This window comes from Streptomyces yokosukanensis (assembly GCF_001514035.1).
Lineage (GTDB): Bacteria > Actinomycetota > Actinomycetes > Streptomycetales > Streptomycetaceae > Streptomyces > Streptomyces yokosukanensis.
The window spans coordinates 1-19,148 of record NZ_KQ948229.1 but is presented as its reverse complement, the minus strand read 5'-3'; the positions used below and the strand labels follow the sequence as shown (position 1 = coordinate 19,148).

General features: G+C 68.0%; 20 protein-coding genes and 2 pseudogenes. 10 read left to right on the top strand and 12 right to left on the bottom strand.

The window, feature by feature from the left end; genetic code table 11:
* Positions 1 to 264: 264 nt before the first annotated feature.
* Together AQI95_RS38650 and AQI95_RS47595 are read right to left on the bottom strand one after the other, a co-directional pair.
* On the bottom strand, positions 265 to 459 hold the full coding sequence (locus AQI95_RS38650) for a lamin tail domain-containing protein (RefSeq protein ID WP_067135272.1): 195 nt from the start codon (positions 457 to 459) through the stop codon (positions 265 to 267).
* Complete coding sequence (locus AQI95_RS47595) at positions 460 to 630, bottom strand: hypothetical protein (RefSeq protein ID WP_159056659.1); 171 nt, start codon at positions 628 to 630, stop codon at positions 460 to 462. It abuts the gene before it with no gap.
* A 528-nt stretch (positions 631 to 1,158) separates the two neighbouring features.
* Here AQI95_RS47595 and AQI95_RS38645 point away from each other — a divergent pair.
* Positions 1,159 to 3,240 (top strand): alkaline phosphatase family protein, encoded by a 2,082-nt coding sequence (locus tag AQI95_RS38645; RefSeq protein WP_067135270.1) that lies wholly within the window; start codon positions 1,159 to 1,161, stop codon positions 3,238 to 3,240.
* Between the two features lie 310 nt (positions 3,241 to 3,550).
* Here AQI95_RS38645 and AQI95_RS38640 read toward each other — a convergent pair whose 3' ends face one another.
* Positions 3,551 to 4,300, bottom strand: coding sequence for an SDR family NAD(P)-dependent oxidoreductase (locus tag AQI95_RS38640; protein ID WP_067135268.1), 750 nt, complete (start codon positions 4,298 to 4,300; stop codon positions 3,551 to 3,553).
* Positions 4,301 to 4,360: 60 nt separating this feature from the next.
* On the opposite strand from AQI95_RS38640, the pseudogene AQI95_RS45590 reads away from it, so the two are divergent.
* Positions 4,361 to 4,537 (top strand): annotated as a pseudogene (locus AQI95_RS45590) (TetR/AcrR family transcriptional regulator); the annotation flags it as partial.
* Between the two features lie 117 nt (positions 4,538 to 4,654).
* Here the strand turns inward: AQI95_RS45590 and AQI95_RS38635 are convergent.
* Positions 4,655 to 5,407: a hypothetical protein gene (locus tag AQI95_RS38635; protein WP_244189003.1), complete on the bottom strand. Its 753-nt coding sequence runs from the start codon at positions 5,405 to 5,407 to the stop codon at positions 4,655 to 4,657.
* The gene (locus AQI95_RS49365) at positions 5,404 to 5,694 is read right to left on the bottom strand and encodes a hypothetical protein (protein WP_244188984.1); all 291 of its coding nucleotides are present in this window, start codon (positions 5,692 to 5,694) and stop codon (positions 5,404 to 5,406) included. Before AQI95_RS49365 ends, AQI95_RS38635 begins: the two co-directional genes overlap by 4 nt.
* Positions 5,695 to 5,937: 243 nt before the next feature.
* Here AQI95_RS49365 and AQI95_RS38630 point away from each other — a divergent pair, with 243 nt between their 5' ends.
* Together AQI95_RS38630 and AQI95_RS38625 are read left to right on the top strand one after the other, a co-directional pair.
* Positions 5,938 to 7,062 carry a glycosyl hydrolase family 18 protein gene (locus AQI95_RS38630; RefSeq protein ID WP_067135266.1) on the top strand — a complete coding sequence of 375 codons (1,125 nt, stop codon included), beginning with the start codon at positions 5,938 to 5,940 and terminating at the stop codon, positions 7,060 to 7,062.
* A 169-nt stretch (positions 7,063 to 7,231) separates the two neighbouring features.
* Positions 7,232 to 8,311: a MerR family transcriptional regulator gene (locus AQI95_RS38625; RefSeq protein WP_067135265.1), complete on the top strand. Its 1,080-nt coding sequence runs from the start codon at positions 7,232 to 7,234 to the stop codon at positions 8,309 to 8,311.
* A gap of 508 nt (positions 8,312 to 8,819) precedes the next feature.
* On the opposite strand, the gene AQI95_RS38620 is transcribed toward AQI95_RS38625, so the two are convergent.
* From AQI95_RS38620 to AQI95_RS38610, 3 genes are all read right to left on the bottom strand, one after another.
* Entirely contained in the window at positions 8,820 to 9,746 is a 927-nt protein-coding gene (locus AQI95_RS38620; RefSeq protein ID WP_067135263.1) for an NADP-dependent oxidoreductase, read from the bottom strand.
* A gap of 69 nt (positions 9,747 to 9,815) precedes the next feature.
* Complete coding sequence (locus AQI95_RS38615; protein ID WP_067135260.1) at positions 9,816 to 10,940, bottom strand: FAD-dependent oxidoreductase; 1,125 nt, start codon at positions 10,938 to 10,940, stop codon at positions 9,816 to 9,818.
* Positions 10,941 to 11,036: 96 nt separating this feature from the next.
* Positions 11,037 to 11,930, bottom strand: coding sequence for an NADP-dependent oxidoreductase (locus AQI95_RS38610; protein WP_067135259.1), 894 nt, complete (start codon positions 11,928 to 11,930; stop codon positions 11,037 to 11,039).
* Between the two features lie 71 nt (positions 11,931 to 12,001).
* Between AQI95_RS38610 and AQI95_RS38605 the strand changes: the two genes are divergently transcribed.
* The 5 genes and pseudogenes from AQI95_RS38605 to AQI95_RS50440 form a co-directional block, all read left to right on the top strand.
* A complete protein-coding gene (locus AQI95_RS38605) occupies positions 12,002 to 12,586 on the top strand; it encodes a TetR/AcrR family transcriptional regulator (RefSeq protein ID WP_067135257.1) in 585 nt (194 codons plus the stop codon).
* Between the two features lie 240 nt (positions 12,587 to 12,826).
* Positions 12,827 to 12,997: a hypothetical protein gene (locus AQI95_RS46810; RefSeq protein WP_159056658.1), complete on the top strand. Its 171-nt coding sequence runs from the start codon at positions 12,827 to 12,829 to the stop codon at positions 12,995 to 12,997.
* Position 12,998: 1 nt separating this feature from the next.
* Positions 12,999 to 13,403 (top strand): M1 family aminopeptidase, encoded by a 405-nt coding sequence (locus tag AQI95_RS46805; RefSeq protein WP_067135253.1) that lies wholly within the window; start codon positions 12,999 to 13,001, stop codon positions 13,401 to 13,403.
* 190 nt (positions 13,404 to 13,593) lie between these two features.
* Positions 13,594 to 13,938 (top strand): VOC family protein, encoded by a 345-nt coding sequence (locus AQI95_RS38590; protein ID WP_208614371.1) that lies wholly within the window; start codon positions 13,594 to 13,596, stop codon positions 13,936 to 13,938.
* A 158-nt stretch (positions 13,939 to 14,096) separates the two neighbouring features.
* Positions 14,097 to 14,318, top strand: a pseudogene (locus AQI95_RS50440) (transposase); the annotation flags it as partial.
* 103 nt (positions 14,319 to 14,421) lie between these two features.
* On the opposite strand, the gene AQI95_RS38580 reads toward AQI95_RS50440, so the two are convergent.
* From AQI95_RS38580 to AQI95_RS38570, 3 genes are all read right to left on the bottom strand, one after another.
* A complete protein-coding gene (locus AQI95_RS38580; RefSeq protein ID WP_067135248.1) occupies positions 14,422 to 14,931 on the bottom strand; it encodes a hypothetical protein in 510 nt (169 codons plus the stop codon).
* A gap of 433 nt (positions 14,932 to 15,364) precedes the next feature.
* Complete coding sequence (locus AQI95_RS38575; protein WP_067135246.1) at positions 15,365 to 15,817, bottom strand: nuclear transport factor 2 family protein; 453 nt, start codon at positions 15,815 to 15,817, stop codon at positions 15,365 to 15,367.
* A complete protein-coding gene (locus AQI95_RS38570; RefSeq protein ID WP_067135244.1) occupies positions 15,814 to 16,662 on the bottom strand; it encodes an NmrA family NAD(P)-binding protein in 849 nt (282 codons plus the stop codon). The genes AQI95_RS38575 and AQI95_RS38570 overlap by 4 nt, the downstream gene beginning before the upstream one ends.
* A gap of 110 nt (positions 16,663 to 16,772) precedes the next feature.
* On the opposite strand from AQI95_RS38570, the gene AQI95_RS38565 reads away from it, so the two are divergent.
* Positions 16,773 to 17,711, top strand: a complete 939-nt coding sequence (locus AQI95_RS38565; RefSeq protein WP_067135241.1) for an AraC family transcriptional regulator — start codon at positions 16,773 to 16,775, stop codon at positions 17,709 to 17,711.
* A gap of 348 nt (positions 17,712 to 18,059) precedes the next feature.
* Here AQI95_RS38565 and AQI95_RS38560 read toward each other — a convergent pair whose 3' ends face one another.
* The gene (locus AQI95_RS38560; RefSeq protein WP_067135238.1) at positions 18,060 to 18,674 is read right to left on the bottom strand and encodes a superoxide dismutase family protein; all 615 of its coding nucleotides are present in this window, start codon (positions 18,672 to 18,674) and stop codon (positions 18,060 to 18,062) included.
* Positions 18,675 to 19,148 lie beyond the last annotated feature (474 nt).

The following is a 19,148-nucleotide window of genomic DNA, read 5'->3' as shown; positions in this document are numbered from 1 at the left end:
GTGTCGTCCAGGGTGCTCGCAGCGTCGATGATCAACTATAGCGTGACCCGTCTCCTATGGCTCTACAGATCATGGGCGGGAGCGCTTCCGCAACGTGGGCGGTCGACCACTTCTGTTGGCGAGCATGCGGCGAACGGGCTCCGGGTGCCAACGTTCGCTGCGATTTCGGCCGATGAATGAGCCGCATGGTCGCCTGCCACGAGCAGTAGCGACCGCCGCGATCGCGCCGATGCACCGGGCCGCGGCTCCCCAAGGCAGGCATGCTCACACGAAGCGGCAGGCCACCCCTGCACCAGGAATGGCGTTTGAGCGGGTGTCCCGGCCGATGCCGGTGTGGACGCGGACGGTCGCGCGGGGAGTGAGGCGGACGTGGTGGAAGGTGTAGGTGTGCCCGGCGTCGTCCCGCACAGTACAGCGGTCGAGGTTCACCACCTCGCGGGTGCTGTTGGTGACATCCACTCACTCGGCGTTCATCGAGCGGTTCGAGCGGACGTCCCGTCCCGGGAAGTCGTACTGCACCTTGCCGATGTGCACCGACGCGCGAGCCGGGTGGCCCGGCTGCTGGGCGGCCGCAGCCGGGAACGCCACGGCTCCGGCAACGGCGGCCGCGATCGCGCCGACAGCGCTCATGCGACGGACGGAAGACGAAACGGACACGAGGTCCCTCTTCCCAAGCGTGCCCACCACCCCCGGCCCGTCGCGGCGCCATGAAGCCGCAAGCCGGGCGGGGTGTTCTGCGCCCCAGCCCGTTGCCCGGCCACCGGCTTCCCGTCCACAAGTCGGAGCTGGGCATGGTGTTCACCCGCCCGCACCACCTCAGCCAGACGTGGCGACGAACCGCGGTCGGGAAGTGAACTGCGCGCAGCTCATGCTTCGCCAGCCGCTGTAGGCGATGGGTTTCATCGTTCCTGATGTACCTCGACAACGCGGGAAGAACGCCGTGCGCTGGGCCAGTAGTGGTCGATGTCCATTCACTGAACGGACACCTGCGCCGGGATAACTGGAGCCAGCTTGTTTGGACAAGTTACCTCTAGTTCCCAGTCGACGCCCTGCTGATCACCGATCGGTCGGTGTTCACACAGGGTTGGCGTCCGCTCGCTTCGATGAGCGGGTTACAGCAGCCATCCCCACCCATCCACGTTCGTGTGAGGAGCTCCCATGGCCAGCGATCCGATTACCCCGACGCCCGAGTCCGAGCTTGACGACAGCCCCGGGATGGCGATCGGCACTACCCGCCGTCGGTTTCTTCAGGGAACGGGGGCCGCCGCTGGAGCACTGGCGCTCGGCGCGACTGCCGCGGCGGGCGAGGCGTATGCCGCTGCGAAGCCAAGGTACGCCTTCCCGAAGGGCTTCAAGGGCAACATGTCCGACCTGAAGCATGTCGTGATCCTGATGCAGGAGAACCGGTCCCTCGACCACTACTTCGGCACATTCCCCGGCGTACGCGGCTTCAACGACAAGCAGGCGCTGCGGTTCCAGGACGGCACCAGTGTCTTCCAGCAGAAGGACGGCAACGGCAACGTCGTCACCCCGCAGGTCGACGACGGCACCTGGGGCAACGACCACGGAGCGTGGGGCGACGTCGACCATCGCAAGTGGGATCTGTGGGTGCAGCACAACGGCGCCAGCTGCATGAACTACCACAGCGACGCCTACATGGGCTTCTACCACTCGGTCGCCGCGCAGTACACGATTGCTGACCAGAACTTCTGCTCCGAGTTCGGTCCGACCGACCCCAACCGAAAGTACCTGTGGAGCGGTACCGCCAACAGCGAGACGGGCAACATCGATGAGTCCAACTACTCCCGTTCCTGGATCACGGTGGCCGAGCAGCTCCAGCAAGTCGGCATCGACTGGCGGCTCTACTCCGACAACAGCGGCAACGGGCGACAGGGTTACATCAGCACCTGGGTCGGCGACTACGGCGACAACGAGCTGAAGTACTTCAAGGGGTTCGACCCGGAGGGGCTGAGCGCCGACGACCCGAAACTGCAGCCCGGTACCGGGCTGATCTGGCGTGGCAACGCCACGTACTACTCCGGCATGACCTCGCCGAACGACGACTCCGACGACAACCTCGACGCGGTCCTCAAAAGCCTCCACGACGCCTGCCAGCCGGGTGCGGAGCACCCGCTGCCGGCGGTCTCCTGGATCGTGGCGCCGTACGGCTGGTCCGAGCACCCGGGCGCGGACAGCCAGCACGGCGAGCGCTACACCAAGAAGGTACTCGACATCCTGCAGAGCAACCCCGATATCTGGAACCACACCCTCTTCATCCTCAACTACGACGAGAACGACGGGAAGTTCGACCACGTGCTGCCGCCGTGGCCTGAGCCGGGCACGGCGCGCGAGTACGTCGGCGACTACCCGCTCGGCTTCGGTCCGCGAGTGCCGATGCTGCTGGTCTCGCCGTGGACCCGCGGCGGGCACGTCGCCTCGGAAGTCTTCGACCACACCTCGACGATCAAGTTCCTTGAGACCTGGGCGGCCCACCTCGGCAAGCCGTTCCGCTGCCCCAACATCAGCGACTGGCGGCGCTCGATCGCGGGCGACCTGACCAGCGCGATCGACTTCGCCCACCCGCAACCGGGGCCGGCCACCTTCCCGGACCCGCTCACCGAGCAGTCGCTGTCCATCGCCGCCGACCACATGAAGCCGCGCCCGCTGAGCTTCCATCCGCACGCGGTGATCTCGCAGGACCGGGCATCGGGGACGGTCACCGCCAAGATGACCCTGACCGGCGGCCCGAAGGACAAGGCATTGAGCTTCCAGGTCTTCCCCGACAAGTACCAGGCTTTCTCCAACACGCCGTTCACCGTCACAGCGAGCAAACCGCGTGAGTACACTTGGGATGCCAAGGCCACCGACGGCAAGTACGCGTTCTCGATCTACTCCAACGATGGTTTCGTGCGCTCCTTCGCCGGCCAGGTCGCTCCCGCTGGAAAGTTCGACGGTGGCCTCCCGCGCGTGGAGGCCCAGCTGCTGAGGGGCGAGGGCACCAGGCACGAGGCTCGGGTGAAGCTCACGTTGCACAACGACGGCACCGAGTCCGTGCACTACACACTCACCGCAAACGACTATCTCCACCGTACCCAGAGCATCACGGTGGCTCACGGTGAGACGAAGCTCGTCATGTGGCCGACCCTGGAGGGCTACTACGACGTGGTCGTCACCGTCAACACCGACGAAACCTGGACGCAGCGCTACGCCGGCCGGATCGCCACCGCCGGAAAGGACTGATCTGCCATGAGATCCGTGGCGACGTCGGCCGTCCTGGCCGCCGTCGCCACGGCGCTCGCCGTGCTGGTCGCCGAACCGCGCCCGTAGCCAGTTGCCCGACGACGGACGCGGGCGTGCAGTAGCCGGCTCCACCGCCCACGACCCTTGAGAAGCCTTCCGCTTACCAGTCAGCGGAGTTGTCTGATCCAACAGGGCTCCAGTCCGGGCCGGGTGGGCCGCGTCGATGCGTCCGGCTGCTGGATCGGTCATCGCGTCGGCGTCGTTCGGGATCGCCGCCGCGGGTGACCGCGCGGCGGGTGTCATCCGCGCGTCAGATCTGGTTCTCGCCACCGTCGATGTACAGGTTGGCGCCGAGGATGAAGTTGCTTTGGTCGGAGGCGAGAAATGCCACGACCGCGGCAACTTCCTGCGGGCGTCCCATCCTGCCTACCGCAGCAGTTGTGGCGAGGTGCGCCTTGACGTCAGCTGCGTTCTCCTCGCCGAAAGTGGTCGCGATTCCGGGGGTGTCGATCGGGCCGGGCGAGAACGCGTTGACCCGTATGTCGCGGTCCTTGCGTGTGTTGGCCCAGGTCCGCGCGAAGGACCGGATGGCGGCCTTGGATGCCGCGTACAGGCTGAACGATTCGGCACCATGGTCGGCGGCGGTGGAGGAAGTCAGGCTTACCGAAGCGCCGTCGTTGAGCAGCGGCAGCGCCTTTTGCTCGGTGAACAGCGTGCCTCGCACGTCGACTCCGAAGGTCTTGTCGAAGTCCTCCTCGCTGATCTGCCCCAGCGCCGCCGGCGAGGCGGTCGCCGCGTTCGCGAACAGCGCGTCCAGCCCCTGCCCCCGGGCACGGACGGCGTCGTACAGCCGGTCCAGGTCGGCCAGGTTCGAGATGTCCCCCGCCACCGCAGTGGCCCTCGCCGAGCCGATGGTCTCAACGGCAGCGTCCAATTCGGCCTTACGCCCGCCGGTGATGAACACGTACGCACCCTCAGCTGCCAGCCGTACGGCGGCGGCCAGTCCGATCCCGGTACCGCCGCGGGTCACGACGGCAGTCTTGCCTTCAAGCTGTCCCAGCGGAGGGCGCCCATCGGCCGGCCAAGAGGATTCGACGCCGAGGAGGCCCTTGAACAGGCCATGCGGGTCTTCTGGGAACGGGGCTACGAAGGGGCCACTCTCACCGACCTGACCACTGCCATGGGCATCACCCGCACCAGCATGTACGCGGCGTTCGGCAACAAGGACGACCTGTTCCGCAAGGCGCTGGAGCGCTACGCCGAAGGCCCCGCCGCGTACGGAGCCCGGGCCCTGCGGTGGATCGCTGCCTTGCGCCCTTCACATCTGCGCGGCCGTCGAGGTGGGGTCATGCACACAGGTAGGCGGGCTGCCATGAGATGCCACGGTCCTCGGCAGGCTCTCGGGGCGGAACTGTCAACTGTTCCGGCGTGCCCACCGCGCGGCCCGGACCGTTCCCTGCTGAATGTCCCGCCGGGGCAGTTGGAGGTCGAAAGCGTCCTCCAGGGCGTGGAAGTACAGCTCGAACTCGCTGGTCAGTTCGGGGTGGTCGAGTTCGGCGCGGCGTATGGCCTGGTTGAGGAAGTCGAGCTGACCGCCTCGGAAGTAGGGGGCGCGGCCGCGGTCGTACCAGATCAGCTCCAAGACGCCCCAGTCGTCGTCGATGCTGCGGCCGTCGCGCATGTAGGCGAAGGTGTATATGGCCTTCGCGGAGGTGGCGCTCAGGTGCACCGTCTCGGTGACGCCGAGCCGGGCGAGAGCCTCAACATCGGGCCCGAAGCCGGGGGTCTCGTGGTACATCAGGAACGCCCAGCCGCCGGCCTGCCCGAAGCAGCAGGTTTCCCAGACGATGTCCCAGTAGTCGAAGGTCCCGCCGTCCATGCTGCGCAGATCCGCAAGACGGGTCCCGGCGGCGATCTGTGCGGGGTCGGCTCCGTGGAGCAGGGCGATCTGTTCGGCGCTGATGCTCTCGCCGCGGAAGAAGGCGAGGTGGGTGTAGGGGTCCTGCTCGCGCCAGCTGTCGGCGATCCAGGCGAGGCGCTCCAGCGGGTCGCGTCCGCACGCGGTGGAGGGCTGGGTCCCGTCCATGCCACCGTTGCGGAATCTGCTGCCCCAGGCGGGGTTGATCCGGTCCAGCAACTCGGCCTGCCCGGAGACGAGATTGGTCACCGGGCCGCGATGTGCTCGGCGAGCTTGCGGACCGCGTCCTCGGCGGCGAAGTACAGCACCTGATCCAGATCCTGAGTGACGAAGACCTCTCGGTAGGGACCGGTGTGGCCGCGCACCGTGCCGTCGTCGTCCAGGACCAGGAAGAGACGACCGTGCGACTCCCCCACATGCTGCTCGTACTGGTCGGGAGAGGTGCCGGTGGGCGGGAGCATCGCGTCGTCGAGCACGTCAGAGCCCGCGGCCACCTGGTGCCAGGCCCGCTTGAGTGCGTACGCCGATATCTGCATGGGCGTCAGTATGCGACCGGACACTGACCCGGTCGGCTGATCTGCGATGACTCGGTTGGATGGCAAAGATCAGCGTCGCCTGGGTCCGATGGCTGCAGACAGCACGGAACCTGTGCCAGAACCAGGGTTGGTCCGAGTAAGTCGGTATTCTCCGAAGCCACCGCGTCGTTACCGGATCCACGGCATGAGCATCGTTCCTTGATCCGCCACCTGCGCTTTTCCTCCCTCACCCGAGAGGTACCCATGCCCTCCACCAGCCCCCAACGCAGGCGGCGTGCCCTGTCACGCCCGGTACGGATAGTCCTCGGCGCCGCGCTGGCCGCTTCGGCCGTCGCCTGCCTGCCGGTCGCCGACGCCACCACCCCCGCGTCCCGTTCCACGCACCAGCAGGGCAAGGCCGCCGCACCGGCCCTCCAGGCGTGGATCTACCCGGGGTCGCCCGGCGAGCCCACCTGCGACGCGGTCCGCGAATACCGGGACGGCCGGCTCAAGAACGGCGTACTCAAACCCGAGTACTGGGACGTCAAGTCCAACGGCACCTTGGCCCTGCAGACCACCGACCTCGTACCCTGCAACGGCTACAGCGCGGCCAACGCCTCCGACGTCAAGGCGCACTCGGCCGAGCAGTACACCACGGTCTCCGCGATGGACCGGGCGACCGTCGCGGCCCTCGTCAACAGCCCGGCCCGGCGCGCGGCCGCCGTCGAACAACTCACCGCCCTGGTCAAGCGGACCGGGTTCACCGGTGTCGACATCGACTTCGAGGACTTCTGGAGCTGGTCGGCCGCCGAGGAGAAGGGATACGAGACCTTCCTGGCCCAGCTGGCCCGCAGCCTGCACGCCGACGGGCGCAAGCTGCAGGTCGACGGTCCGGCCGAACTCCAGGACGGTGACTCGCCGTTCAGCTTCGCCAAGGTGATCAAGACGGGCGTCGACCAACTGGTCATCATGGACTACGGCCGCCAGTTCAACACCGACGGCGCCGAGCACTGCTGGGCCATCGCACCCGACAAGTGGGTGCGCGACGTTGTCCGGTACGCCCAGTCCCAGGTACCCGACAAAGACAAACTGGTCATCGGCCTGCCCTCCTACGGCTACATCGCACCCGACCCGTGCGACACGAACAAGGTGCAGGACACCGTGCCGCTGTCGACCATCAGCAAGCAGCCGGGCTACTCCACCGACCCGGCCGTCGTCCGGTCCCGCCGCGAACCCGGTTCGCACGAGGTGCGCTGGACCCGCGGTGGAAGGATCTACGACTACACCGACCGGGCGGGCATGGACGCCAAGCTCTCCTTTTTCAAGGGACTGGGCGTCACCCATGTGTCGGTCTGGGCACTCGGCGGCAACCCGTGGTTCTCCCGGTAGGACGCCAGCCGTGTGCCGGTGTCCGGTGCCGGGTCCTGGGCGTCGCACCGGAATCTTGCCGCGTCTGCCCGCCGGCACCCCTCTCCCGGCCGATGGTTGACCTTCACCCTGGGGGAGCCCACAGCATCGGTGGGGCCGGGCGAGGTGCCCGGCATGAGGAGGAGCGGACATGGGGTTGCTGACCATCGGGGCGTTCGCGAAGGCGTCCCGGCTTTCGCCGAAGGCCCTGCGCCTCTACGACGAACTCGGCCTGTTGACCCCCGCTCGCGTCGACCCGGTGACCGGCTACCGCCTCTACGCACCGGAACAACTCGACCAGGCTCGACTGGTCGCCTGGCTCCGGCGTCTGGGGATGCCGCTCGCCCGTATCCAGCACGTCCGCACGCTGGAGGCAGGCCCGGCGGCTCGGGAGATCCGCGCGTTCTGGGCCCAGGCCGAGGCCGACACCGCCGCACGGCGGGACCTGGCCACCTTCCTCATCCACCACCTGTCCAGGGAGGACCCCACCATGTGCCCGACCGCCATGCCGCTGGAAATCCGATACGCCGCTCTGTCCGACACGGGCCTCGTCCGCGAGAGCAACCAGGACGCCGCCTACGCCGGTTCCCGCCTGCTCGCCGTCGCCGACGGCTGCGGCAGCGGAGGAGCCCCCGCGAGCGCCGCCGCCATCGACGCGCTCAAGCACCTCGAAACCGACGGCGTCCCGGCCGGCAATCTCCTCGACCTCCTCGAAGACGCCGTCGGACAGGCCGAACGGGCCGTGCACGGCGTCGCCGGAACCAGCTCTTCGTCCGAAGACACCGGCACGACGCTCACCGCGATGCTCTGGACCGGATCACAGCTCGCCCTCGTTCACATCGGTGACTCGCGTGTCTACCTCCTGCGCGACGGAGAACTGTTCCAGATCACGCACGACCACACCATGGTGCAGTCGATGGTCGACGAAGGACGCCTCAGCCCCGAGGAAGCCGCCTCCCACCCCCAACGATCGCTGCTGGTACGAGCCCTGGGCCACGGCGCCGACGCCACCCCCGAGCTGCGCCTGCACGACGCCCAACGGGGAGATCGATACCTGCTCTGCTCCGACGGCCTGTCGACCGTCGTGCCCACCGAGGAGATCCGCCGGGTGCTCTTCGAGACCGACGAGCCCGAGCGCGCCGTCCGTGAACTCATCGTCCTCGCCAACGCTTCCGGCGGCCCCGACAACGTCAGCTGTGTGGTCGCCCACGTGATGAAGAGCGGGCAATAGGAACGAACGGCACCCGGACCATTCGGTCGTCGTGGCAGCGGCAGGCGCGGGCGGGAGCGGAGGCCGCCGCCCGCGCACGCCTACGGCTGGAAGAGGACGAGGTGCGGCCCCCGAAGTGGGGCTGGATTCTCGATCCGTCCCCCGGGGAATGGGACCGTATCAGCAATGGCATCCCAGCCATTGCCACTGGAGGGAACGCGCGGCTGCGGGCGACGAGCCGGTGTGTGACATGCATGGGGACTCTCGGCAGCGGCTGATGACTTGCGGGGCGTGCTGTGCTGTGGGGTAGCTGATCAGAGGGCCGATGGCCTGCCATCGGCGGCGGTGACTCCGAGGAGAACCTTCCGTTGACACAACGGCCAGAAGCACTGGTCGGGGCGCCGCGCCGATCTCGACAGTGTGCCGATCGGGGAGGCTGCTGAGTCGGACTTTCCCCTCCACCACGGCCTTCGGCACAGACGGCTGCGCCACAGGCGGGAGGCGGCGATCGCGAGCAGGCCCACGACTGTCAGGGCACGGTGATGACAATCTTGCCGCGCGCGTGGCCGGTGGCGCTGACGTCGTGAGCCCTGGCGGCCTCCTTCAACGGGAACACGGCGTGCAGTGGGACGGTGAGGCGTCCGCGGTCGGCGAGGTCGGCCGCGAGTGGCAGTCCTGCCCAGCCCGGCGACTCTCCTGCTGGGGAGCGGGAGAACCGCACTCCGTGCCGGCCGGCGTCGAAGTCCGCGATGGTCACCACGCGGTGCGGGTCGCCGGCGATGGCCACCAGTTCGCCAAGAGAGCCTTTACCGGCCGCGTCCAGGACCACGTCGACCCCGTGCGGAGCCAGTGGGCCAAGGCGATCGACCAGCCCCGCCCCGTAGGCGACCGGAACGACGCCGAGTTGGTCGAGGAAGCCGCGGTTGGCTTCGCTGGCGGTGCCGATCACGGTGAGGCCGCGGGCTTGGGCGAGTTGCGCAGTGATGGTGCCGACGCCTCCAGCGGCACCATCGATCAGCAAGGTCATTCCTTCGGCGGCCTCCAGTGCCTCCAGTACACGCGTGGCTGTGTCGATGTTGCCCGCGGCGCCACCCGCTTCCTCGAAAGACCACGAGTGAGGCTTGGGTGCCCATGCCTCAAGGACGGCGTACTGGGCCGCGGCGCCTCCCTGGTCCACGAAGGGGACGAGGCCGAAGACCTCGTCTCCCACGGCGGTGCCGGTGACCCCCTCTCCCACCTCGTCGACCACTCCGGCGGCATCCATGCCGGGGATGTGGGGGAAGTCCAGAGTGGCGATGTCCCTCAGCATCCCCGAACGCAGGTACCAGTCAGCAGGGGTGACACCGGTGGCACGCACCGCGATGCGGACCTGACCGGGCCCGGCGTGCGGCTCTTCGACCTCCTCCATGCAGAGGACTTCGGAACCCCCGTAGCGGTGGTACTGCACAGCAAACACGGACAACCTCCGTACGCGTAGTAAGTCGTTCAGCAGGCGAGCTTGCAGTCGCTCACCTCTGCGGGACTGTCAGATTCCCGCCTGGTCGCGGTCGGTGAAGAAACTGATCACGTCCTGAGGCGTGGGGTTGTGGGCGACTTCGGCGGCGGCCGCGGCGCCGCGGGGGAACAGCGCTTGTTCGTATGAGGTGAGGGCGGTCTCGATGTCATCGGGGTGTGCGGCCAGGGCCTTTCCGAGTTCGGCACCGTCCTGCATGGCCAGGTTGGCGCCTTCACCGTTGGGGGTCGAAAGATGGGCGGCGTCGCCGAGCAGGGTCACTCCCGGCACCCGGTCCCATCGGTGCCCGACCGGCAGGGCGTAAAGGGGGCGCAGGACCGGCGCGGTCTGGCCGGCGGTGATCAGGGCGGTGAGTTCCGGTGCCCAGCCGTCGTACTCCTCCACGATCCTCTGGGCGACTGCGGCGGCATCGGTGAAATCGATGGTGGCGAACCAGTCCTGCGGCCTGGCCAGTGTGATGTAGGTGCGGAGGACCCCGCTCTTCTCCCGGTGAGCCACGAGCCACTTCCCGTTCCCCCCCGGGTCGAGCGCGACGAGTGTCCCGCCGCCGACCGCTTTCGCGGTGGCCGGGTGCCGGGTGTCGGCATCGTGCAGGCGGGTCTCGACAAAGGACCGGCCGACGTATTCGGGTGTGGCGTCGGAGAGCAGCGGTCGGACTCGTGACCATGCGCCGTCCGCGCCGACCAGCAGGTTCGTGACGACGGCGGCGCCGCCCGCGAAGGTCACCTCGTGGCGGCCCGCGGTGAGGGCGCGGACGCCAGTGGCCTTGTGACCCCATCGGACGGTGCCGTCGGGGAGTGCGTCCAGCAGGATCTGTCGCAGCTCGCCGCGCTGTACCTCGGGGCTTTCGCCCGTGCCGTCGTCGGCCTTGTCGAACAGGACGGTTCCGTTGCGGTCCAGGAGCCGTATCGCCTGGCGGCCCTCCAGGACGAGGCCGCGGAACTCGTCCATCAGTCCGGCTGCCTTGAGGGCGGGTTGGCCGTTGTAGTCGTGGATGTCGAGCATCCCGCCCTGCGAACGCGCCGTCGGGGAGGACTCCGCCTCGTAGACCGTGACCGGGATGCCGTGGAGGTGCAGGACGCGGGCCAGGACGAGGCCGCCGAGTCCGGCGCCGATGATCGCGACAGGAGTGTGCATGGGGCTCCTTGCGTGTCGCATACCTGTCGGGTGGGACCCGACAGGATCGCTGGAAGGAAGGCAGCTCTCCGGGCCGTGCGACCGGCAGGCAACGGCTCAGACGACGATGACCCGGCGCCCGCGCGTGTGACCGGCCCGGCTGTCGATGTGTGCCGCCGGGGCCTCGGCGAGCGGGTACGACTGTTCGACCGGGATGTGGAGCTTTCCCTGCTCGATGAGGCGGACGGCCTCGGCGAGGGCTTGCTGAACGTTCCCGGTCACGCCGGAGTACCGGGCGCCGAGCTCTGGCGCACCGAGGTCGGCGATGGAGATCACCCTCCGCGGGTCCCCGGTCAGCTCGACGAGCTCGCGGATCACGCCCGAGCCGGCCAGATCGAGCGCCGCGTCGACCTGTCCGAGCCGCCGTACCCGCTCGACCCAGCCCTCGCCGTATGTCGTGGCGAGGGCACCCAGGCCACGCAGATACTCCTGATTCGCGGCTGTGGCCGTGCCGATCACCGTGATGCCGCGGTCGCGGGCGATCTGCAGCACCGCCGATCCGACGCCCCCGGACGCGCCGCTGACCAGCAGCGTCTGCCCGGACCGCACACCGGCCTGACCGATGATGCGCAGCGCGGTCTCCACGACGGAGGGGTACCCGGCCGCCTCTTCGAAGGTCAGGCTCTCGGGCATTCGGGCCCAGGCCGCGAGGACGGCGAACTCGGCATACGTACTTGAGCCTCGCCCGAATACGCGGTCACCGACCTCGACTCCTTCGACGTGCTCGCCGATCTGGTCCACCACCCCGGCGGCGTCCTGCCCGACTCCGGCAGGTAACTCGAGCGGGCGGTCCTTCTGGAACTGCCCTTCACGGATCCGCCAGTCGACCGGGTTCACGCCCGCCGCCCGGACGGCGACGCGTATCTGGCCGGAGCCCGCGTGGGGTTCCTCGGCGTCTTCGAGGTGGAGAACGTCGGGACCACCGAACTCGGCGAAGCTCACTCTCTTCATGCGGTCGACCGTAACACTAACGGTTATGGTTTTGGAACTGCTACTTCCTTGGATTTGATAGTGTCAGCGGTATGACCGTGCCGACAACCGGACGCCGTGAACGCAAGAAGGCCGCGACCCGTCAGAAGATCGCCGACACCGCCCTGCGACTCTTCCTGGAGCGCGGGTACGACGCGGTGGGCATCCGTGACGTGGCCGCCGAGGCCGACGTGGCCGTCACCACGCTCTTCTCCCACTTCGCCTCGAAAGAGGCCCTGGTGTTCGAGCAGGACGAGAACTTCGAGCAGCGCCTCACGCAGGCGGTCACCGGCCGGGGGCCGCACGAGCCACTCATCCCCGCGTTGCGCCGCGAGATCCAGGCCATGGTCCGGCACTGCACGGGGGACGGCGCCGCCCCGATCTACCGCATGATCGACGCGTCACGCGCCCTGCGGGAGTACGAGGAGTCGATGCGGCTGCGCCACGCGGAGTCGCTGGCCACGGCCCTCGTCGCCGATCCCGACCTGCCGCAGAGCGAAACGGCCTGCCGGACGATCGCGAGGTTCGTGATCGACGCCTATGCGCTGGCCCGCGATGCGGCCGACCCGGACGCCGCGCTGGACGAGATCTTTCACATGATCGAGGCGGCCTGGGAGGTCACCTCACCTTCTAGTTGAGGCTGCTGCGGGCAGTGAATCCAGAGCCGGACGCGGCCTCAGCACGAACTCCGCTTCCGCACGAGCCAACTCGTCTCGGAATGACATCCGATCCGATCAAGACGGGCCGTCGAGGAAACGAAACGAGATGGAGACTCCACCGTCCGACACGACGTGATGCTGCGGAAGAAATTGCAGGTCACGAGGGCGATCCCCGACACGAGCCGCGAGACCTACAACCAGTGTGGGACCTCAGATGCCGTGGCCACATCCAGCAACCATCACCCGTCGGACAAGGCCACGTACGACATCACGGTCACGGCGCCCAAGGACGAGGACGGCGACTCCTACGACGTGATCAGCAACAGCACGCTGATCGCGGAGAAGGACAAGGGCAGAACGGTGAGCCCACAAGGGCTGGACGGACGGTGACGTGCCCGTCTACGTCGCAATCGACCCCGACGAGGCCGAGGTCTCCGCCGATGTCGCAGACCTGGTGCCCGAGATCGTCGACTTGGCCGGCACACGCTTCGGCCCCTACCTCTTCTCCTCGACCGGTGCCGTCGTCGACCACCTGCCGGGGCTCGACTACGCCCTGGAGAGCCAGACCAAGCCCTACTTCGCCGAAGCTCCGGACGAGGCTCTGCTCGTGCACGAGCTGGCACACCAGTGGTTCGGCAACTCCGTCACCCCGCGCCATTGGAAGGACGTGTGGCTCAGCGAGGGTCTGGCCACCTACGCGGAATGGCTCTGGGAGGAGAAGCGGGGCGGCAGGAACGCCGACGGGATCTTCGAGGACTTCTACGACGGCACGGACGCCGAGAGCGAGGGCATCTGAGCCTTCCCACCCGCCGATCCGCCGACCGGGGATCAGTTCGCGGACGGTGGGGGTGATGTCCAGGCCGTGGGCCCGCCACCTGAAGGAGAACCGGGCTACCTTCCTCCGATGAGTTGTGGTCACGGAGGTGGTCCACCTTCCGAAACGACTGTGAGGGGTGATCCGAGTGGACCTGTACAGCGTCATGTGCGTGAGTGACCGGACCAAGGCGCTGAAGTGGTTCGAGGCGTTCTTCGGACGCCCAGCGGACGAGATCATCGGCGAGGAATACCTGTGGCAGCTCGGTGAGAACGCGTGGGTCGTCGTAGACGATCGGGATGTGCGCGCTGAGCGAGTAGGCGGAGCCATGATCACGCTCGGCGTGAACGGCCTCGACGACATCCTGGCCCGACTCGCCGCACACGGGATCGACCACGAACCGGTCGAGACATACAGCAACGGCGTACGCCACGTCGTCGTGCTGGACCCCGACGGGAACAGCCTGTCGCTCGCCGAGGCGCCCACCCGGTGTCGATCGTCATCATCGGAGACATGACCTGGCACGACGAGACCTTCGACGCGGTGAACCAGTGACGCGCAGGGTTCGCTGCTTCTGGTACGAGGAAACCGTCTGACTCTGCAGGGACATCGGCCTGCGGCCGATCCTGTCTCGCCGGACGGCTGGTGGGCCCTGTCTGTGGCGGCAGTGGTCACAAGCTGGTCACGGACTTGAAGGTGATCTACACCGCCCCGACCGAGCAGGCCGCCGAGCAGGCCCTTGCCGACTTCGCCGCAGGCGAGCTGGGCCGACGGTATCCCACGATCGTGCGGACCTGGCAGGCCGCGTGGCGCGAATTCACCCCCTACCTCGCCTTCCTGCCGGAGACAACGAAGGTCGTCTGCTCGACGAACCTCATCGAGTCGATCAACGCACGTTCCGTTCAGAAGCGGTTCTGGCTCAGGTTCTGTGGTGGGGCCACGCCGAGTGGGTGGATCAGCTCGCGGGTGACCGATCCCGGTGGCGAGAACGGGCTGGTGGTCAGTCCCCTGCCTCGGCTGCCGGTCCCTCGCTGAGGAACTGCTTCGCGGCATCAACCGCTTCCCTGTTGAGTTCCTCGACGGAGACTGCCCAGCTCTCCTCGCAGCCCTCCAGGTTGTGCGCGCAGTGGACGAGGGGTTCCAGTTCTATGGGGTAGCCGAGGTCATAGGCGATGTCTGCCCGGATGAGGTGGGTGCCGACGGCGGGTTCCAGGGATCCGTCGGCGATCTGACCGGCGACCCAGTAGGCCATGGCCCACTTCGCGGCCCGAGGGTCAGCGGGCGGGTGGAAGAGCAGTCCCAACTCTTCGAGCACCTGGTCGAAGAGTGCCGGAGCCTCGGGCTCCTCGCTCCGGAGGAGGCCGGCCAGCATGGCGAGGGAGGGACTCTCGACCCCGGCGATCAGCGCGTCCAGCCCAGCCTGGATGAGCCGGTCAGACCCGACGTGCCTACCGAATGCCCTCTCGCGCACGATGTGGCTGAGCTGCTTGAGAACGTCGTCGCGGGTCATCACAGTCTTCTCGATCGGCCGTCTGGGAGAAGGAGACTCGCACATTTCCAGACGGTGCTGCCATCGCGTTCCTTCTGTGTCTTCGGTGATCAGGACATGAGAACCCGTTTCCGTGGGGCGGAGGTTCCATCCGGCAACTGAGCGGGGCGATGGTGGCCGGGCTGCCACCGGGCGTGGCGATGTGCGTTTGAGGTGGAGGTAGGCGCGGACGCGTCCGTAGCTCCCCTGGTAGCCGAGCCCGATGTCGACGACAGTCCAGAAACCCACGCGCCGGTCGGCGTTGCGCGGTTGTGCAACTCAGCGTCATTTCGAAGCCGCACGCCCGCGTCGGCTGCCAGCCGGGACGCGGGCGTGGGACGGGGCTCAGGTGTTGAGGTGGCTTGGTGAGGCGGCCGATGTCCTGGGCGGCGGCCTCAGAGGCCTGCACCGGCTCTTACGAGCCACCGCCCTGTGGCCATCCCTGTGCGTCGAACACGGCAATGGGGTCGAGGTAGTCGCGCCAGTGTGTGACCTTGCGGTCCTTGATGGTCACGACGGAGACGAAGCGGTTGTCGTAGGGGCGCCCCGTCCGGACCGAGGTGCCGTGGACTTCGTACTCCAGGACGACCACCGAGGTCTCGGGGTCCCGGTGCACGCGGAGGTTGCCCGCGCTGTGCAGCTTCACGTAATCGCCGTAGTCGCTGTACAGGTCGACGATCCCCTGGCGTCCCTCGACCCGCCGGGGATACCCCGGCACGGTGATCACGTACTCGAAGACCACGTCCTCGGCCAGCAGGTCGTAGTAGTCCTCCCCGTCGACCAGGCCGTCCAGCCCCTCCTTGATGATGCTGAAGAACGGGCTGTTCGCCCCGACCAGGGGGGTGTCGTCGCTGACGGTCTTGGTCACTTCGCCCCCAGGGTCCAGGCGTGGGCGTTGCGCTCGGCGAACTCGCGGAAGGTGGTGGCCGGCCGGCCGGTGACCTTCTCGATGTCGCCGGTGGGCGTGGCGCCGTTACCGGCGACGATGGCGCTGGTGAGCCAACGCAGCATCACCGCGTAGTCGGCGGGGACGCCCGCGGCGACGGCGCCGTTGATCCACGCCTCCTGGTCGATGTCGCTGTAGGCGACGGGGCGGCCGCTCACAACGGCGATGGTGTCCGCGACCTCACCGAAGGTGAGGGCCTGCGGGCCGGTGAGCGAGTAGGTGGCGCCGGCGTGGGCTTCGGGGTCCAGCAGCGTCTCGGCCGCGACCGCCGCGATGTCGGCTGCGTCGACGAAGGCCTCCCTGCCGCCGCCGCTCGGGGTCGTGATCACTCCGTCGATGAGCGGGATGTGACCGTCGGCGAAGTTCTGCATCACCCACGCGGGGCGCAGGACCGAGTGCGTGATGCCGTGCCGGGAGGCGAGATCGGCCTCGACGGCCGCGATGTCGACCTGCGCCGGCGCCTGGTCGGCGTTGTAGACGCTCAGGTAGGTGAGGTAGCGCACGCCGGCCACCTCGGCGAGGTCCACGAAGGCGGCAACCTGGTCGGCGTAGTTCAGACGAAGCGTGGGTGTCACCAGGTAGAGGCGGTCGATGCCCGCCAGTGCGTCCGCGTGGGTGGCCGGGTCGTCCCAGTCGAACCGGACGTCGGCTCCGCGGCGCGCCGCGGTACGGGGGGTGATTCCTCGATGGGCGAGCCGGTCGGCCAGCAGCGAGCCGGTCCGGCCGGTGCCGCCCAGGATGAGTGCGGTGGGTGCTTCGTTGTTCATGACTCCATAGTCAAGGCCATGGGCGAGACAAACCATGCGCGCTTCGCTCGATATTTTACGTGAGACTCTCATGTCTTGAACATGAGGGCCGTCCGCCTCAAGCTGGTCCCATGGACCTGCTGTCTGACCACCTGGTGCGGGCACGCGCCACCGGCGCGGTGTTCGCGCGGACGGTCGCCGAACCACCGTGGGGGCTGCGCCTGGGCGGCTCGATACAGCTGTCGGTGCACACAGTCGTCCGCGGCCGGGGCTACCTCTGGCTGGACACGCCTGGCAGCACGGTGGAGCTCATACCGGGAAGCGTCACGCTGGTACGCGGCGGACCGAACCACTACATCGGACACGAACCGGGCGCGGAATGCCTGGAGCCAGAGGAATTCCGGACACGCCACGCCCACGTGGGGCCCGCCGACAACCCGCGGGCCACAGTGTTCCTGTGCGGCGCGTACCGGTTCTCCGGCGACGTCGGCGGCGGACTGCTCGACGCCCTGCCCCAGGTCATGACCCTCTCGACCGCCGACGACGACCCCCTGCGAGAGGTGATCACCCTGCTGTCGCGTGAGCTGGTCCGTGCCGAGCCCGCCCAGCAAATCGTGCTGGACCGCCTCCTGGACCTGCTGCTCGTCCTGGCTATCAGAAGCGATTTCCGGCACAGTGCGACCGCACCGCGCTGGTACCGGGCATCCGCGGACCCGCGGCTTGGCGCCGCGCTACAGGCCATGCACGAGAACGCGGCCCACCCGTGGACGGTCCCCGAACTCGCCGCGATGAGCGGTCTGTCCCGGGCCGCCTTCGCGCGGGTGTTCAGGGAGGTACTCGGCCAGGCGCCCATGCAGTACCTGACCGAATGGCGCATGACCCTCGCCCGCGATCACCTCCGCGCCGACGATCTCAGCCTGGCCCGGATCGCCGACACCGTCGGCTACGGCTCGCCCTTCGCATTCGCCGCAGCCTTCCGCCGACACCACGGAGAACCGCCCGGAACCTGGCGGCAGAGGGAACGAGCAGCCGCAGAGACGCGACTGCTGACCACGCACCCCGGCTCGTGAGTGCTGCCCGGCCCCAGGCATCCGAGCAGCGCGGCCCGGCCGACCCACCGCGAGACCCGGGCTGACGTCACAACACAGCGACACAGCAAACGGGGTCGGACGGTGATTCCCCCAAACAGCTCGGAACGACTCCCACACGCACTTACAAAGCCAGGTGACATACGTACAGCGGCAACCGACGGCCAGCGGCAGCCACGACGACTGGTGGGCGGCTGGGCCAAGGAGCCCGTTGAAGAAGCCGGTAAGCAGCGGCTGGGCGCTTTCGCGATCGCAGAGTTCGTCGCGGCCGAACCTGAACACCTCGTACCTGCCGAACTTCATCCAGCGTTTGCCAGGACGTGGGATCGCCTACGAGAAGGGGACGGTGAGGCAGGCGAGACGGTCGCCGGCCATGCCGGCCATGCCGGATTCAGTGCTGGTGCGATTCGCGTGGATCACCACTGAGTTCGCCTGGCCCTTGCGGAAGGCCCACGTCACATGCGAGGTCATGGTGGCCTCACCCTTGGCATTGGTCATGAAGTCCAGCCAGACCTCGTTGTTCTTGTTGGCGTACGCGCGGTCGGCCGAGGGCTGCACCGGGTCCTTCTTGTCCTGGTAGTGAGGACCGGAGTCGGCTGGCTTCGCCCCGCACGCCTTGGCGTGCACGTGGGAACCGTACATGCGGTTGGGGCGCAGCCCCGACACGGCGAGGGTGATCTCCATGCCCCCGTCCTTGGCCTTGGCTTTGATGGTGGCCTTCGCCCCGGTCGGCACGAGGCCGGTGTTGTAAGTGACCCCTGCGGGCTGCTTACCGGAGGCGGCCGGGGCGGCGAACGCGGCCGAGGCCAGCTGCGCGGCGCTGGTACCGGAGCTCGCCGTGGCCGTCGGTGTCCCTGCCCCGGAACCCGACGCGGCGGAGGAGCAGGCGGCCAAAACGCCGGTCATCACCATCGCCCCCGCAAGAACCACAACAGAATGGCGCATCTCTGTTCTCCTCGCGTGCACTGCGACCCATGACCAGTCGGGGCACCCGCTCCTCGCCGATGAGAACCCATCATGGAGGACCGGGCGGATGGGGGTCGCATGAGCTCCCGGGCACGACATCCCAGGGGCGTTTCCACCTTCCCTCCCCCGAGCCCCGCCCGCCCTTCTGGATACGCTGTCCAGGTGGTGCAGGGCGGCGACCGCGCGGACAGCCTGGAGGGTCCGATGCGCACCAGGCAGTCCGACGAGGCCCGAGAACGAGATCATCAGAGGTTCAAAGACGGTTTCTGAGGGCTCAGGCGGACTCCGCCTATGGCGGGACCCTCGTGGACTGGTCCCACACCTTCCTCGAGATCACCCTCAAGACGATGCCCCGCCGCACACACCAGGACGGCTTCGCCGTACTGGCGAAGCGGTGGCGTGTCGAGCGGGCGATCTCGTGGATCATGAGAGCCAGGAGAAACGTGCGCGACT